The organism is Pectobacterium wasabiae CFBP 3304 (assembly GCF_001742185.1).
Lineage (GTDB): Bacteria > Pseudomonadota > Gammaproteobacteria > Enterobacterales > Enterobacteriaceae > Pectobacterium > Pectobacterium wasabiae.
The window spans coordinates 1,134,616-1,149,879 of sequence record NZ_CP015750.1 but is presented as its reverse complement, the minus strand read 5'-3'; the positions used below and the strand labels follow the sequence as shown (position 1 = coordinate 1,149,879).

Genomic DNA, 15,264 nt, shown 5'->3' with positions numbered 1-15,264 from the left:
TGTTCTTTTTTACTCTTCAAGCGGCATTTGGGCGTCGTCAGGTGTGGTTAGCACTATCCGTGCGATAGCACCGGAGCCTTGTGACCGATTATTGAGGAAAAATTTCCCATTGTGCAACTGAGCAATGCGCGTCACGATGCTAAGCCCAAGGCCGATACCGCCATAGCGACTGTCCATGCGAACAAACGCCTTACTTAATTCACCCACTTTGCTTTCATCTATACCTTGCCCTTCATCTTCGATCTGTAGTTCAACATGTTGTCGGGTGTTAAGGCTCACGGTAATCTGGCTTGCTTCCGGGCTATAGCGATAGGCATTTTCTACCAAATTACGTAACAGTAGCTGAAGTAACGTGGCATCACCGGGCAGAATGATATCTTCCTGCGGTAATACCCATTTCAGCGTCTGTTGGCGCTTTTGCAGCATTTCGGCCAGTTCATCCTGCATAGGAAAAATGACGTCTTTCAGGAATGCAACATTCTCGTGGTGGCCTGCCGAAAATTCTTGTCCGACACGCGCAAGCAGCAAGAGCTGTTCCACCGTTTTCACCATTTTATCAATGCGTTTGATGAGTGAACTGCAATCTATTTGATGTTGCTGCTGATGTAGCTCAAGGTGTAGCCGGATACCCGCGAGCGGGGTTCGTAACTCATGGGCGACATCGGCAGTAAATTGCCTGTCGCGTTTCAACGTCTCGTCCAGACGTTGAAAAAGCTGGTTGATGGTATGGGTGACAGCCGCGACTTCTTTAATATCACTCTGTTGTGGCAGCGGTTCCAGATTTTCGGCCGTGCGATCCTGCAACTCTTCCTGAAGACGGGAAAGCGGGCGGGTAATCCAACTGACTGCCTGAAAGCACATGAGCAATGTCAGGATGACCATCACCAGACTTGGGATGCTGAGAGAGGCGATAGCCTCATTAATTTCTTGATCGATCTGCATATTTTGAGCAGTGGCGCTCAGGGATTTATCAACCAGCAGGCCGATCTGTTCTTCGCTTTCGTGCCAGAGCCAGAATACGCTGATCATCTGGCAGACGAGGAGAATGCCGCCCAGTGCCAGCACCAAACGGCGACGCATGCTGGTGACGGCTTCGGCGTCGCCCTTCATGGTTGCTCCCCTTTGGTCAACAGGTAGCCAAAGCCTCGCAGGGTCCGGATCCGGTCTTTCCCTATCTTTTGGCGCAGATTGTGGATATGTACCTCAAGCGAATTCGATGACGGGTCGTCGTTCCAGGCATAAATATCCTGATGGAGAAGCTCACGGTGCACCTGAGAACCGGCTTTCAACACTAGGCGGGAAAGTATCGCAAACTCTTTGGGCGTCAGCACTACCGGTTTTTCGTCCAGCAGTACCTGCTGGTTGTTTAAATCCAACGTAATGTTGTCGACCTGTATCTTGCTGTTGCTCGATCCCTGATTGCGGCGAATCAACGCGCGCACTCGCGCCTGTAATTCTGTCAGCGCAAAAGGCTTGGCGAGGTAATCGTCCGCGCCGACATCCAACCCGCTGACGCGATCGTTGACCTTATCCCGCGCGGTTAGGATGAGTACGGGATGCTGGTAATTATTCTTACGCCAGCGTGATAGCAGGGTTAGTCCGTCGTCATCCGGTAGGCCAAGATCGAGGATCACCAGACTGTAATGTGCGCTGCCGATGAGCGCATCTGCTTCTTTGGCCGTGCCTGCGCAATCGCAGGCATAGCCTTCATGACTCAGCGCCAATAATAATCCTTCCTGCAGCAACTTATCGTCTTCAACAATCAATAATTTCATGTTGCCTTATCCCTGCACGGCTGAAGGATATCAAGCTGGGGCTGATATTCTTTCGTAGCGATAGTAAACATCCCCAGTATGGTATGGAAAAGATTATCTTGCGAGTAATCCTGCTGCTTCGCACTCTGACGCAGACAGGTGTCCTGAATCGCCTGTTGCTGCTGGTAACCCGTTGATAACCAAATCAACATCGGCACATGTGTTTGCTGCTTGGGCGCAATAGAGTAGGGCATGCTGTGCAGATAGATTCCGTTCTCACCTAACGACTCGCCGTGGTCAGATAGGTAAACCAGTGAAGTATTAAATTTATCCTGATGCTGTTTCAGTAAATTGATCGTCTTATCCAGAAAAAAATCGACATACAGGATCGTGTTGTCATACGTGTTAGTCAGTGCTTCCTGCGTACAGGTTTGAATCTGATTGGTATCACAGGTTGGAGTAAATTTCTTAAATGAGTCAGGGTAGCGCTGGTAATAGCTTGGGCCGTGGCTGCCTATCGTATGTAATACGATAATCCCATCGTTATCGAGCTTGTTAATATAGTCTTCTACGCCGTGGAATAATGCTTCATCGTGGCACTCGCCGTTGGTGCATAGCCCTGGTAGTTTCAGCGATGTCACATCAACCGTTGGTACACGGGTACAGGCATCTTTGCAGCCGCCGTCATTTTCCTGCCAGAGCACGTTAACTTTTGCACGTTGTAATATGTCTAGCAGCCCTTCCTGATGGCTGGCTAAATCGCCATTAAAGCTTTGGCGCGGCATATTGGAAAACATGCAGGGAACGGAAACGCCCGTTGATGTGCCGCATGATGACGTGTTTTCAAAATAAACTACGTTGGCTTTTGCCAGTAGCGGGTTGGTTTCCTTCTCATAGCCTCCCAGCGAAAAATTTTGCGCTCGGGATGTCTCTCCAACTACCAGAATAACCAGATTCTTTTTTGCCATTGGGGACGGTGGCGAAGCCTTGTGGGCATCCAGACCAATCTGTTCCAGAGGTAAATTAGCCAGCGCGTTATGTTTATGGTAGGACAAGCTGGCTGCCACAATATTGCTGGGCGTAATCGCTTTTACCAACTCTTTGTTATTACGCATGAACGAGGCGTAATCTTTATAAAAGAAGGCCGCGATAGATAAAATAGCGAATAACGAAATAATGACGCTGAGAACGCGCAGGCCAATATAGAGGGTCGTCGGCTTGGCGGGCTTTATTTTTATCCAGATGGCGAGCGCGGCGGGGATGACGCCAAGAAAGAATACCCAGGCGACAAGTTGTGGCGTAAGCAGCGAAAAGGATTCGCTGGCCGTTGTCTCGACGATATTTTGGATCATGGTTCGGTCAATGATGATGCCGTAGTTCAGCATAAAGTATTGCGCGGCGGCGCCGGACAGTAAGAAGAAAACAATGACGGCCTTACGTAGATAAGGGGCTGCCAGCAGCGTGAAAATAATATTCAGCACCGCGAAAATCACCACAGGCATGCTGAGAAAGAAGAGGATAGTGATCCAGTCGGTCATATCCAGCAGTTGCAGCGCCTGACGGTAGTAGGCGATGTTCTGGGCCAGAGTAATAAAGGCAGAAAATATCAGCACAAACGTGATGCTGTTCAGGTGTGGCCTGCCCATCGGTATTGGATTTTTCATACACGTCTCTCGTGATTTCCATTATGGAGAGGAAAGAAGACGCAGACTCTAGCGGGGTTAAATTAATACAACCTTAAGAGGGGGCCCGTGAAATTCAGGGACGAGAGTGTGGACATTTGCTAGACTATGTCCCCTGTCAATACAAAATAAATAAATGACGTTGAGGGTGGTGTGTGCCATGTCTAATTCGCTTGTATCTGGCGAATCTTATGAGCTTGATTTACTGGATGAACGGCCGTTCAGTCAAACGGATTATGAGATCCTGAAATCGTATGAAGCGGTGGTTGATGGTTTGGCCATGTTGATTGGCGAGCATTGTGAGATTGTGTTGCACTCGCTTGAGGATCTTAAATGTTCCGCTGTGCGTATTGCGAACGGGGAACATACTGGCAGGAAGATTGGCTCGCCGATTACGGATCTGGCATTGCGTATGCTGCATGACATGGCTGGTGAAGATAGCAGCGTGTCGAAAGCCTATTTTACCCGTGCAAAAAGCGGCGTGTTGATGAAATCAGTGACGATTGCGATCCGTAATCGCGATCAGCGCGTGATTGGGTTGCTGTGTATCAACATGAATCTGGACGTACCTTTCTCTCAGATCGTGCAGACTTTTATTCCACCTGAAACGCATGACGTCGCCTCTTCCGTCAACTTCGCATCATCCGTTGACGATCTGGTTGCACAAACGCTGGAATTTTCCATTGAGGAAGTCAATGCGGACCGCAACGTCTCTAATAATGCCAAAAACCGCCAAATCGTCCTGAGCCTGTACGAGAAAGGCATCTTCGATATTAAAGACGCTATCAACCAGGTCGCTGAACGTCTGAATATTTCCAAACACACGGTTTATCTTTATATTCGCCAATTCAAAAGTGGCGACTTCAGCGGACATGAGCGTTGATGCTGAGTTATTGTTTGCTGGTGACCGGCCCGGCTTACGGCACACAGCAAGCGAGCAGTGCATTGCAGTTTGCGCAGGCGCTGTTAGCTGAGGGACACAGGCTGAAAAGTGTGTTCTTCTATCGGGAAGGCGTGCTGAATGCCAACCAACTAACATCACCAGCTAATGATGAATTTGATCTTGTACGTGGCTGGCAACAGCTGGGGGCAACGCATCAGGTGGCGCTGAATGTGTGTGTCGCTGCCGCGCTGCGCCGAGGCGTTGCCGACGCTCAGCAAGCTGCCCAACTCCGCCTTGTGGGAGCGAACCTGCAACCCGGTTTTATTCTGAGCGGACTGGGTGAGTTAGCGCAATCGGTGTTGACCTGCGATCGGGTTATTCAGTTTTAAGGTAGCGTTATGAAGCGAGTCGCATTTGTTTTTACGCATTCTCCGCATGGGAGTGCGTCCGGGCGAGAAGGGCTGGATGCGCTATTGGCGATGTCAGCACTGACGGAAGAGATTGGCGTATTTTTTGTTGGCGATGGCGTTCTCCAACTTCTGCCGCACCAACAGCCGGAAAAGATTCTGATGCGTAATTACATCGCCACGTTTGGTGTGCTGCCGTTGTACGATATCGAATGTTGCTATCTGTGCGAGACTTCCGTGCGTCAGCGCGGGTTGAGTGTAGATACGGACTGGGTTTTGGATGTGGAGTTGTTAGCGCCAGAAGCATGGCGTAGCAAGCTGGCCGATTATCATTCCATCCTTTCATTCTAGCTGCGGGCCTCTCCATTTATGCTACATACGCTCTCAAGTTCTCCTTATCACGCTGACCTGGATACGCTTTTGCGTAGTGTGGACGAGGGTGATGCTTTGGTCTTACTACAAGATGGTGTGATTGCTGCACTGGCTGGTGGAGACATTATTCACCGCCTTCTTGCTTCAGCGGTGTCTCTCTATGTGCTCCGACCTGACACTGAGGCAAGAGGCATGACTGAACAAATTTCAAACGATGTGGCTCTCATTGACTATAATGAATTTGTTCAACTGACAGTGGAACACCCTCAGCAACTCGCGTGGTAACGCCGATTTTTTGTATATTTCTTGACTCCTTCCACTGCCAGCCCTAAAATTCTGCGTCCTCATACTTTGCCTTGCGCAAACATGAGGCGATTTATTACGTGTTTACGAAGCAAAACCCAGGAGCTTTTTTAATGGCAACAATTAACCAGCTGGTACGCAAACCACGCTCCCTGAAGGCTGCTAAAAGCAACGTTCCGGCGCTGGAAGCATGCCCGCAGAAACGTGGCGTATGTACCCGTGTATATACTACCACCCCTAAAAAACCGAACTCTGCACTGCGTAAAGTATGTCGTGTTCGTTTAACTAACGGTTTTGAAGTTACCTCCTATATCGGCGGTGAAGGTCATAACCTGCAGGAGCACTCCGTGATCCTGATCCGTGGCGGTCGTGTTAAAGACCTGCCTGGTGTGCGTTACCACACCGTTCGTGGCGCGCTGGACTGCTCAGGTGTTAAAGACCGTAAGCAATCCCGTTCCAAATACGGCGTGAAGAAGCCAAAGGCTTAATGGTTCTTCGTTAAGTAAGGCCAAACGTTTTAACTTAAATGTCAAACTAAACTCGTAGAGTTTTGGACAATCCTGAATTAACAACGGAGTATTTCCATGCCACGTCGTCGCGTCATTGGTCAACGTAAAATTCTGCCGGATCCTAAGTTCGGATCAGAACTGCTGGCCAAATTTGTAAACATCCTGATGGTAGATGGTAAAAAATCTACTGCTGAAGCAATCGTCTATACCGCGCTGGAGACCCTGGCTCAGCGTTCTGGTAAAGGCCATCTGGAAGCTTTTGAAGTAGCTCTGGACAACGTTCGCCCGACTGTCGAAGTTAAGTCGCGCCGCGTTGGTGGTTCTACTTATCAGGTACCAGTAGAAGTCCGTCCGGTTCGTCGTAATGCGCTGGCAATGCGTTGGATCGTAGAAGCTGCTCGTAAACGCGGTGATAAATCTATGGCTCTGCGCCTGGCGAACGAACTTTCTGATGCAGCAGAAAACAAAGGTACTGCTGTTAAGAAACGTGAAGACGTTCACCGTATGGCCGAAGCTAACAAGGCGTTCGCTCACTACCGTTGGTAATCCCTTCGTTGTAGTCATGCTAACCAAGCGGGCGCTAAAAATAGCCAACCCGCTTGGGTTAACTAAATTGAACGCCCTAGTAAATAGAGGATACAAATGGCTCGTACAACACCCATCGCACGCTATCGTAACATCGGTATCAGTGCGCACATCGACGCCGGTAAAACCACTACTACCGAACGTATTCTGTTCTACACTGGTGTAAACCATAAAATCGGTGAAGTTCATGACGGCGCAGCTACCATGGACTGGATGGAGCAGGAGCAGGAACGTGGTATTACTATCACTTCCGCAGCGACTACTGCATTCTGGTCTGGTATGGCTAAGCAGTATGAACCGCATCGCGTAAACATCATCGACACCCCAGGACACGTTGACTTCACTATCGAAGTAGAACGTTCTATGCGTGTGCTTGATGGTGCGGTAATGGTTTACTGCGCAGTTGGTGGTGTTCAGCCGCAGTCTGAAACCGTATGGCGTCAGGCAAACAAATATAAAGTTCCACGCATTGCGTTCGTTAACAAAATGGACCGCATGGGTGCGAATTTCCTGAAAGTTGTTGGTCAGATCAAATCTCGTCTGGGCGCGAACCCTGTTCCGCTGCAGTTGGCGATTGGTGCTGAAGAAGGTTTCACCGGTGTTGTTGACCTGGTGAAAATGAAAGCCATCAACTGGAATGATGCCGATCAGGGCGTGACCTTCGAATACGAAGATATCCCGGCTGATATGCAAGATCTGGCTGAAGAATGGCACCAGAACCTGATCGAGTCCGCAGCAGAAGCTTCTGAAGAGCTGATGGAGAAATACCTGGGTGGTGAAGAACTGACTGAAGAAGAGATCAAAAAAGCTCTGCGTCAGCGTGTTCTGAACAACGAAATCATCCTGGTAACCTGTGGTTCTGCGTTTAAGAACAAAGGTGTTCAGGCGATGCTGGATGCGGTAGTTGACTACCTGCCATCCCCAGTTGACGTACCTGCGATCAACGGTCTTTTGGATGACGGTAAAGACACACCGGCTGAGCGTCACGCAAGTGATGACGAGCCGTTTGCTGCGTTGGCATTCAAAATCGCTACCGACCCGTTTGTGGGTAACCTGACGTTCTTCCGCGTGTACTCCGGCGTGGTTAACTCCGGTGATACCGTACTGAACCCAGTTAAATCAGCACGTGAGCGTTTTGGTCGTATCGTTCAGATGCACGCTAACAAGCGTGAAGAGATCAAAGAAGTTCGCGCAGGCGATATCGCTGCGGCTATCGGTCTGAAAGATGTAACGACGGGTGACACCTTGTGTGATCCAGACAACGTCATCATTTTGGAACGTATGGAATTCCCAGAACCGGTAATTTCCATCGCGGTAGAACCGAAAACCAAAGCTGACCAAGAAAAAATGGGTCTGGCATTGGGCCGTCTGGCTAAAGAAGACCCGTCTTTCCGTGTATGGACTGACGAAGAATCTAACCAGACTATCATCGCTGGTATGGGTGAGTTGCACCTCGATATCATCGTTGACCGTATGAAGCGTGAGTTCAACGTTGAAGCAAACGTGGGTAAACCACAGGTTGCTTATCGTGAAGCAATTCGCTCGAAAGTTACCGATATCGAAGGTAAACACGCCAAGCAGTCTGGTGGTCGTGGTCAGTATGGTCATGTTGTTATCGACATGTACCCGCTGGAGCCGGGCTCAAATCCGAAAGGTTACGAGTTCGTCAACGACATTAAAGGCGGTGTAATTCCTGGCGAATACATCCCTGCCGTTGATAAAGGCATCCAGGAACAACTGAAAGCGGGCCCTCTGGCTGGTTACCCAGTGGTTGATCTCGGTGTGCGTCTGCACTTCGGTTCTTTCCATGACGTTGACTCCTCTGAATTGGCGTTTAAACTGGCCGCTTCTATCGCCTTTAAAGATGGCTTTAAGAAAGCGAAACCAGTTCTGCTTGAGCCGATCATGAAGGTTGAAGTTGAAACGCCTGAAGAGAACACGGGTGACGTCATCGGTGACCTTAGCCGTCGTCGTGGTATGCTGCGTGGTCAAGAATCTAACGTTACTGGCGTTGTGATTCACGCTGAAGTTCCGCTGTCTGAAATGTTCGGATACGCAACTCAACTGCGTTCTCTGACTAAAGGCCGTGCTTCTTACTCCATGGAGTTCCTGAAGTACGATGATGCGCCTAACAACGTTGCTCAGGCCGTAATTGAAGCCCGTGGTAAATAAGCCTCAGGGTTAAAACAAAATCCCGTGCTCTCTCCATAGGGGGAGAGCATTTGAGTAAGGAATATCGCCGTGTCTAAAGAAAAATTTGAACGTACAAAACCCCACGTTAACGTCGGTACTATCGGCCACGTTGACCATGGTAAAACGACTCTGACTGCTGCAATCACTACCGTTCTGGCTAAAACCTACGGTGGTAACGCACGTGCATTCGACCAGATCGATAACGCACCAGAAGAAAAAGCACGTGGTATCACCATCAACACGTCTCACGTTGAATACGATACCCCGTCTCGCCACTATGCGCACGTTGACTGCCCAGGACACGCCGACTATGTGAAAAACATGATCACCGGTGCTGCCCAGATGGATGGCGCGATCCTGGTTGTTGCTGCAACTGACGGCCCGATGCCTCAGACTCGTGAGCACATCCTGCTGGGTCGTCAGGTTGGCGTTCCTTTCATCATCGTGTTCCTGAACAAATGTGACATGGTTGATGACGAAGAGCTGCTGGAACTGGTTGAGATGGAAGTGCGTGAGCTGCTGTCTCAGTACGATTTCCCTGGCGACGACACGCCGGTAATTCGTGGCTCTGCTCTGAAAGCGCTGGAAGGCGAAGCCGAGTGGGAAGCGAAAATCGTCGAACTGGCTGGCTACCTGGATTCTTATATCCCAGAACCAGAGCGTGCAATTGACAAGCCGTTCCTGCTGCCAATCGAAGACGTATTCTCTATCTCCGGCCGTGGTACTGTTGTTACTGGTCGTGTAGAGCGCGGTATCGTTAAAGTCGGTGAAGAAGTTGAAATCGTTGGTATCAAAGATACTGCGAAATCGACCTGTACTGGCGTAGAAATGTTCCGCAAACTGCTGGACGAAGGTCGTGCAGGCGAGAACGTTGGTGTTCTGCTGCGTGGTATCAAGCGTGAAGAAATCGAGCGTGGCCAAGTACTGGCTAAGCCGGGTTCAATCAAGCCGCACACCCAGTTCGAATCAGAAGTGTATATCCTGAGCAAAGATGAAGGCGGCCGTCATACTCCGTTCTTCAAAGGCTACCGTCCTCAGTTCTACTTCCGTACCACTGACGTAACGGGTACCATCGAACTGCCAGAAGGCGTAGAGATGGTAATGCCGGGCGACAACATCAAAATGGTTGTTACCCTGATCCACCCAATCGCGATGGATGACGGTTTGCGTTTCGCAATCCGTGAAGGCGGCCGTACTGTAGGCGCGGGCGTTGTTGCTAAAGTTATCGCTTAATCGCTGATAAACTAAATGCATGAAAAAGGCACCTCGGTGCCTTTTTTTACGCCTAAATGATTAAATCGAAATTGAAATAAAAATAATTCTTATTTACAATATTGAAGTTGGTTAAAAAATCGCTAGGAGCGGTTTCAAATGCCGTTTGTAGTGTCCTGAAAGGTAGCGTGAAAGACACTCGCGATAACGATGAGTCATTCTGGTATGTATGTTTGTTTATGCAACGCGATTTCTGACAAAGTCATTCGTAATGCTGTTCGTCAGCACCAGCCTCAGTCTATGCAACAATTACGCAAGCTCGTTCCTATCGGGACAGATTGCGGTAAATGTATTCGTCAGGCGCGTGTTATTTTTGAGGAAGAACAAGCTAAAATTCCTGACATGTATGAAGTAGCATAAAATGTAGGGTCGTTTTTTTGACTCTCGGCTGGCCAGTTCTACACTTTAAGAACTGGAGCGGAGGAGCATGTCATGAAAGGCGATAAAAAAGTCATTACACACCTGAATAAGTTATTGGGCAACGAGCTGGTAGCCATTAACCAATATTTTCTTCATGCCCGTATGTTTAAAAACTGGGGCTTAACCCGTCTCAACGATCACGAATATCATGAGTCTATTGACGAAATGAAGCATGCTGATCGCTACATCGAACGAATCCTGTTTCTTGAAGGCATCCCGAATCTGCAGGATTTGGGTAAGTTAAATATTGGCGAGGATGTTGAAGAGATCTTACGTTCAGACCTTCAACTTGAATTGGATGGCGCAAAGAATTTGCGTGAGGCAATTTCCTATGCTGACTCTGTACATGACTATGTCAGCAGGGATTTAATGATAGAAATTCTTGCCGATGAAGAAGGGCACATCGACTGGCTGGAAACTGAATTAGATTTAATTTCACGTCTTGGTATACAAAACTATCTTCAAGCTCAGCTAAAAGCTGAGTAACAGAGTAGATATACGATGTTATGTGCTTTATGCCGAATCCGGCCGGACTAGCTCACATCGTTCCGGCCGCGTTTAAAATCATTTTATCCTGCTTGTTGCTTCCCCAGCCAATTTGCGTATAATGCGCGAGCTTACTGAAACAAGGTAAGCCTGATTCAATCCGAATCAGAGGGTCAATATTAATTTATTGCGCCCAAAACAATACTCCCGATATGGGGTTATGTGCTGACGATTACACTCCCCCATCAATCGAAATGGGTGTGAGGAGTAATCATTTACGTTTATAAATAATTGGAGCTCTGGTCTCATGCAGAACCAAAGAATCCGTATCCGCCTGAAAGCGTTTGATCATCGTCTGATTGATCAATCAACTGCGGAAATCGTCGAGACTGCTAAGCGCACTGGTGCGCAAGTACGTGGTCCGATCCCGCTGCCGACCCGCAAAGAGCGCTTTACCGTTCTGATTTCTCCGCACGTCAATAAAGATGCGCGCGATCAGTACGAGATTCGCACTCACAAGCGTCTGGTTGACATCGTTGAGCCAACCGAGAAAACCGTTGATGCTCTGATGCGTCTGGATCTGGCTGCTGGTGTAGACGTGCAGATCAGCCTGGGTTAATCAGGTCATTGAGCGATTGAGAGGTTGAAACAATGATTGGTTTAGTCGGTAAAAAAGTGGGTATGACCCGTATCTTCACTGAAGATGGCGTATCTATCCCCGTAACCGTTATCGAAATTGAAGCAAACCGCGTAACTCAGGTTAAAGACCTGGTTAACGACGGTTACCGCGCTGTGCAAGTAACTACTGGTGCTAAAAAAGCAAACCGTGTTACCAAGCCAGAAGCAGGTCACTTTGCTAAAGCTGGTGTAGAAGCTGGCCGTACCCTGCGTGAATTCCGTCTGTCTGAAGGCGAAGAGTTCACTATTGGTCAGAGCATCAGTGTTGAAATTTTCGCTGACGTTAAAAAAGTAGACGTTACTGGTACATCTAAAGGTAAAGGTTTTGCTGGCACAGTTAAGCGCTGGAATTTCCGTACTCAGGATGCTACCCACGGTAACTCCTTGTCCCACCGCGTTCCGGGTTCTATCGGTCAGAACCAGACTCCGGGCAAAGTGTTCAAAGGCAAGAAAATGGCAGGCCAGCTGGGTAACGAACGTGTAACCGTTCAGAGCCTGGACGTAGTGCGTGTTGACGCTGAGCGCAACCTGCTGCTGGTTAAAGGTGCTGTTCCGGGAGCTACCGGTAGCGACCTGATCGTTAAACCAGCTGTGAAGGCGTGAGGAGATAGCAATGGAATTAGTATTGAAAGACGCGCAAAGCGCGCTGACTGTTTCCGAAACTACCTTCGGTCGTGATTTCAACGAAGCGCTGGTACATCAGGTTGTTGTTGCTTATGCAGCAGGTGCCCGTCAAGGTACTCGCGCCCAGAAGACCCGTGCTGAAGTAACTGGTTCCGGTAAAAAACCTTGGCGTCAGAAAGGTACTGGCCGTGCGCGTTCAGGTTCTGCTAAGAGCCCAATCTGGCGTTCCGGTGGTGTGACCTTCGCTGCTAAGCCTCAGGATCACAGTCAGAAAGTTAACAAAAAGATGTACCGCGGCGCGCTGAAAAGCATTCTGTCCGAACTGGTACGTCAAGATCGTCTGATCGTTGTCGAGACGTTTTCTGTAGAAGCACCGAAAACTAAGTTGCTGGCTCAGAAACTGAAAGAAATGGCACTGGAAGACGTGTTGATCATCACCGGTGAACTGGATGAGAATCTGTTCCTGGCTGCGCGTAACCTGTACAAGGTTGATGTGCGTGATGCAGCAGCAATCGACCCAGTTAGCCTGATCGCCTTCGACAAAGTCGTTATGACTGCTGATGCAGTTAAGCAAGTTGAGGAGATGCTGGCATGATCCGTGAAGAACGTCTGCTGAAAGTACTGCGCGCGCCGCACGTATCTGAAAAAGCATCTACCGCGATGGAAAAAACTAACACCATCGTTCTCAAAGTTGCTAAAGACGCGACTAAAGCAGAGATCGTTGCTGCTGTAGAGAAACTGTTCGAAGTAGAAGTTAAAGACGTAAACACCCTGGTAGTTAAGGGTAAAGTTAAGCGTCACGGACAGCGTATTGGTCGTCGCAGCGACTGGAAAAAAGCTTACGTCACCCTGAAAGAAGGCCAGAATCTGGACTTCATCGGCGGCGCTGAGTAAGTCGGAGGAGAAAGACAATGGCAGTTGTTAAATGTAAACCGACATCTCCGGGTCGTCGCCACGTTGTTAAAGTGGTTAACCCTGAGCTGCACAAGGGCAAACCTTATGCCCCGTTGCTGGAAAAGAACAGCAAATCCGGTGGCCGTAACAACAATGGCCGCATCACTACCCGTCACATTGGTGGTGGTCACAAACAGGCTTATCGTATTGTTGACTTTAAACGCAACAAAGATGGTATTCCTGCGGTTGTTGAGCGTCTGGAGTATGATCCGAACCGTTCCGCGAATATCGCGCTGGTTCTGTATAAAGACGGCGAGCGTCGTTACATTTTGGCACCAAAAGGCCTGAAAGCCGGCGACCAGATTCAATCTGGCGTTGATGCTGCGATTAAAGCGGGTAATACCCTGCCGATGCGTAACATCCCAGTCGGTTCAACGGTTCACAACGTAGAAATGAAACCAGGTAAAGGCGGCCAGTTGGCTCGTTCTGCTGGTACTTACGTTCAGATCGTTGCTCGTGATGGTTCTTACGTTACCCTACGCCTGCGTTCTGGCGAAATGCGTAAAGTCGAATCCGACTGCCGCGCTACGCTGGGCGAAGTTGGCAACGCTGAGCATATGCTACGCGTTCTGGGTAAAGCTGGTGCTGCACGCTGGCGTGGTGTTCGTCCTACCGTTCGCGGTACGGCAATGAACCCAGTCGACCACCCACACGGTGGTGGTGAAGGTCGTAACTTTGGTAAGCACCCGGTAAGTCCGTGGGGCCTTCAGACCAAAGGTAAAAAGACCCGCAGCAACAAGCGTACTGATAAATTTATCGTACGTCGCCGTACTAAATAATCTTAGAGGATAAACCATGCCACGTTCTCTCAAGAAAGGTCCATTTATTGACCTGCACTTGCTGAAGAAGGTAGAGAAAGCGGTGGAAAGCGGAGACAAGAAGCCTTTGCGCACTTGGTCCCGTCGTTCAACGATCTTTCCAAATATGATCGGTTTGACCATCGCTGTCCATAATGGTCGTCAGCACGTTCCGGTGTTTGTTTCCGATGAAATGGTCGGTCACAAGCTGGGTGAATTCGCGCCGACTCGTACTTATCGCGGCCATGCGGCCGACAAAAAGGCCAAGAAGCGCTAAGGTAGGAGGAAGAGATGGAAACTATCGCTAAACATTGCCACGCTCGTTCTTCTGCTCAAAAGGTTCGCCTGGTGGCAGACCTGATTCGCGGTAAGAAAGTGTCGCAAGCTCTGGAAGTTCTGACCTACACCAACAAGAAAGCTGCTGGTCTGGTTAAAAAAGTGCTGGAGTCTGCTATTGCTAACGCAGAACACAACGATGGCGCTGACATTGATGATCTGAAAGTCGCGAAAATTTTCGTTGACGAAGGCCCAAGCATGAAGCGCATTATGCCGCGTGCTAAAGGCCGTGCGGATCGCATCCTGAAGCGTACCAGCCACATTACTGTGGTTGTGTCCGATCGCTGAGACTCTGGAGACTAGCAATGGGTCAGAAAGTACATCCTAATGGTATTCGCCTGGGTATTGTCAAACCTTGGAACTCTACCTGGTATGCGAATACCAAAGAATTCGCTGACAACCTGGACAGCGATTTTAAAGTTCGTAAATACCTGACGAAGGAACTGGAGAAAGCTTCCGTTTCTCGTATCGTTATCGAACGTCCTGCAAAAAGCATCCGTGTGACTATTCACACTGCTCGTCCAGGCATCGTGATCGGTAAAAAAGGTGAAGATGTTGAAAAACTGCGCAAAGTCGTAGCGGATATCGCTGGCGTACCTGCACAGATTAATATCGCAGAAGTTCGTAAACCTGAACTGGACGCAAAACTGGTTGCTGACAGCATCACTTCTCAGCTGGAGCGTCGTGTGATGTTCCGTCGTGCTATGAAGCGTGCGGTACAGAACGCCATGCGTCTGGGCGCTAAAGGTATTAAAGTTGAAGTAAGTGGCCGTCTTGGCGGCGCTGAAATCGCGCGTACCGAATGGTACCGTGAAGGTCGTGTTCCGTTGCATACATTGCGTGCGGATATCGACTACAACACTTCCGAAGCGCACACCACTTATGGTGTTATCGGTGTGAAAGTGTGGATCTTCAAAGGTGAGATCCTGGGTGGTATGGCTGCCGTTGAACAACCGGAAAAACCGGCTGCTCAACCTAAAAAGCAGCAGCGTAAAGGCCGCAAGTAAGG

At 49.2% G+C, this 15,264-nt stretch carries 21 protein-coding genes; 18 read left to right on the top strand and 3 right to left on the bottom strand.

What is annotated here, in order from left to right:
- Positions 1 to 9 precede the first annotated feature (9 nt).
- From pmrB to eptA, 3 genes are read right to left on the bottom strand one after another with little or no spacing between them, the layout of a single operon-like run.
- A complete protein-coding gene (gene pmrB / locus A7983_RS05200) occupies positions 10 to 1,110 on the bottom strand; it encodes a two-component system sensor histidine kinase PmrB (RefSeq protein ID WP_005969557.1) in 1,101 nt (366 codons plus the stop codon).
- Positions 1,107 to 1,775, bottom strand: coding sequence for a two-component system response regulator PmrA (gene pmrA / locus A7983_RS05195; RefSeq protein ID WP_005969559.1), 669 nt, complete (start codon positions 1,773 to 1,775; stop codon positions 1,107 to 1,109). The genes pmrB and pmrA overlap by 4 nt, the downstream gene beginning before the upstream one ends.
- Positions 1,772 to 3,418 carry a phosphoethanolamine transferase EptA gene (eptA, locus tag A7983_RS05190; protein WP_005969560.1) on the bottom strand — a complete coding sequence of 549 codons (1,647 nt, stop codon included), beginning with the start codon at positions 3,416 to 3,418 and terminating at the stop codon, positions 1,772 to 1,774. Before eptA ends, pmrA begins: the two co-directional genes overlap by 4 nt.
- A gap of 178 nt (positions 3,419 to 3,596) precedes the next feature.
- On the opposite strand from eptA, the gene A7983_RS05185 reads away from it, so the two are divergent.
- From A7983_RS05185 to rpsC, 18 genes are all read left to right on the top strand, one after another.
- Positions 3,597 to 4,319, top strand: coding sequence for a helix-turn-helix transcriptional regulator (locus A7983_RS05185; RefSeq protein ID WP_005969561.1), 723 nt, complete (start codon positions 3,597 to 3,599; stop codon positions 4,317 to 4,319).
- Complete coding sequence (gene tusD, locus A7983_RS05180; RefSeq protein ID WP_005969563.1) at positions 4,319 to 4,708, top strand: sulfurtransferase complex subunit TusD; 390 nt, start codon at positions 4,319 to 4,321, stop codon at positions 4,706 to 4,708. Before A7983_RS05185 ends, tusD begins: the two co-directional genes overlap by 1 nt.
- Positions 4,709 to 4,717: 9 nt before the next feature.
- The gene (tusC, locus tag A7983_RS05175) at positions 4,718 to 5,077 is read left to right on the top strand and encodes a sulfurtransferase complex subunit TusC (RefSeq protein ID WP_005969565.1); all 360 of its coding nucleotides are present in this window, start codon (positions 4,718 to 4,720) and stop codon (positions 5,075 to 5,077) included.
- Positions 5,078 to 5,095: 18 nt separating this feature from the next.
- Complete coding sequence (tusB, locus tag A7983_RS05170; protein WP_005969566.1) at positions 5,096 to 5,383, top strand: sulfurtransferase complex subunit TusB; 288 nt, start codon at positions 5,096 to 5,098, stop codon at positions 5,381 to 5,383.
- A 131-nt stretch (positions 5,384 to 5,514) separates the two neighbouring features.
- A complete protein-coding gene (gene rpsL, locus A7983_RS05165) occupies positions 5,515 to 5,889 on the top strand; it encodes a 30S ribosomal protein S12 (protein WP_005969567.1) in 375 nt (124 codons plus the stop codon).
- A 96-nt stretch (positions 5,890 to 5,985) separates the two neighbouring features.
- Positions 5,986 to 6,456: a 30S ribosomal protein S7 gene (rpsG, locus tag A7983_RS05160; protein WP_005969574.1), complete on the top strand. Its 471-nt coding sequence runs from the start codon at positions 5,986 to 5,988 to the stop codon at positions 6,454 to 6,456.
- Positions 6,457 to 6,552: 96 nt separating this feature from the next.
- Positions 6,553 to 8,667 (top strand): elongation factor G, encoded by a 2,115-nt coding sequence (fusA, locus tag A7983_RS05155; protein WP_005969576.1) that lies wholly within the window; start codon positions 6,553 to 6,555, stop codon positions 8,665 to 8,667.
- A gap of 69 nt (positions 8,668 to 8,736) precedes the next feature.
- On the top strand, positions 8,737 to 9,921 hold the full coding sequence (gene tuf / locus A7983_RS05150; protein ID WP_005969581.1) for an elongation factor Tu: 1,185 nt from the start codon (positions 8,737 to 8,739) through the stop codon (positions 9,919 to 9,921).
- A gap of 204 nt (positions 9,922 to 10,125) precedes the next feature.
- Complete coding sequence (gene bfd / locus A7983_RS05145) at positions 10,126 to 10,320, top strand: bacterioferritin-associated ferredoxin (RefSeq protein WP_005970281.1); 195 nt, start codon at positions 10,126 to 10,128, stop codon at positions 10,318 to 10,320.
- Between the two features lie 72 nt (positions 10,321 to 10,392).
- Positions 10,393 to 10,866, top strand: a complete 474-nt coding sequence (gene bfr, locus A7983_RS05140; RefSeq protein ID WP_005970280.1) for a bacterioferritin — start codon at positions 10,393 to 10,395, stop codon at positions 10,864 to 10,866.
- Positions 10,867 to 11,173: 307 nt separating this feature from the next.
- Positions 11,174 to 11,485, top strand: a complete 312-nt coding sequence (gene rpsJ, locus A7983_RS05135; RefSeq protein WP_001181005.1) for a 30S ribosomal protein S10 — start codon at positions 11,174 to 11,176, stop codon at positions 11,483 to 11,485.
- A gap of 32 nt (positions 11,486 to 11,517) precedes the next feature.
- A complete protein-coding gene (rplC, locus tag A7983_RS05130) occupies positions 11,518 to 12,147 on the top strand; it encodes a 50S ribosomal protein L3 (RefSeq protein WP_005970279.1) in 630 nt (209 codons plus the stop codon).
- Positions 12,148 to 12,157: 10 nt separating this feature from the next.
- Positions 12,158 to 12,763 (top strand): 50S ribosomal protein L4, encoded by a 606-nt coding sequence (rplD, locus tag A7983_RS05125; protein ID WP_005970278.1) that lies wholly within the window; start codon positions 12,158 to 12,160, stop codon positions 12,761 to 12,763.
- Positions 12,760 to 13,062 carry a 50S ribosomal protein L23 gene (gene rplW / locus A7983_RS05120; RefSeq protein ID WP_005970277.1) on the top strand — a complete coding sequence of 101 codons (303 nt, stop codon included), beginning with the start codon at positions 12,760 to 12,762 and terminating at the stop codon, positions 13,060 to 13,062. The genes rplD and rplW overlap by 4 nt, the downstream gene beginning before the upstream one ends.
- 17 nt (positions 13,063 to 13,079) lie before the next feature.
- A complete protein-coding gene (gene rplB / locus A7983_RS05115) occupies positions 13,080 to 13,901 on the top strand; it encodes a 50S ribosomal protein L2 (protein WP_005970276.1) in 822 nt (273 codons plus the stop codon).
- A 16-nt stretch (positions 13,902 to 13,917) separates the two neighbouring features.
- A complete protein-coding gene (rpsS, locus tag A7983_RS05110) occupies positions 13,918 to 14,196 on the top strand; it encodes a 30S ribosomal protein S19 (protein WP_004929772.1) in 279 nt (92 codons plus the stop codon).
- Positions 14,197 to 14,210: 14 nt separating this feature from the next.
- Positions 14,211 to 14,543, top strand: coding sequence for a 50S ribosomal protein L22 (gene rplV / locus A7983_RS05105; RefSeq protein WP_005970275.1), 333 nt, complete (start codon positions 14,211 to 14,213; stop codon positions 14,541 to 14,543).
- Between the two features lie 17 nt (positions 14,544 to 14,560).
- A complete protein-coding gene (gene rpsC / locus A7983_RS05100; RefSeq protein ID WP_005970274.1) occupies positions 14,561 to 15,262 on the top strand; it encodes a 30S ribosomal protein S3 in 702 nt (233 codons plus the stop codon).
- Positions 15,263 to 15,264: the final 2 nt, after the last annotated feature.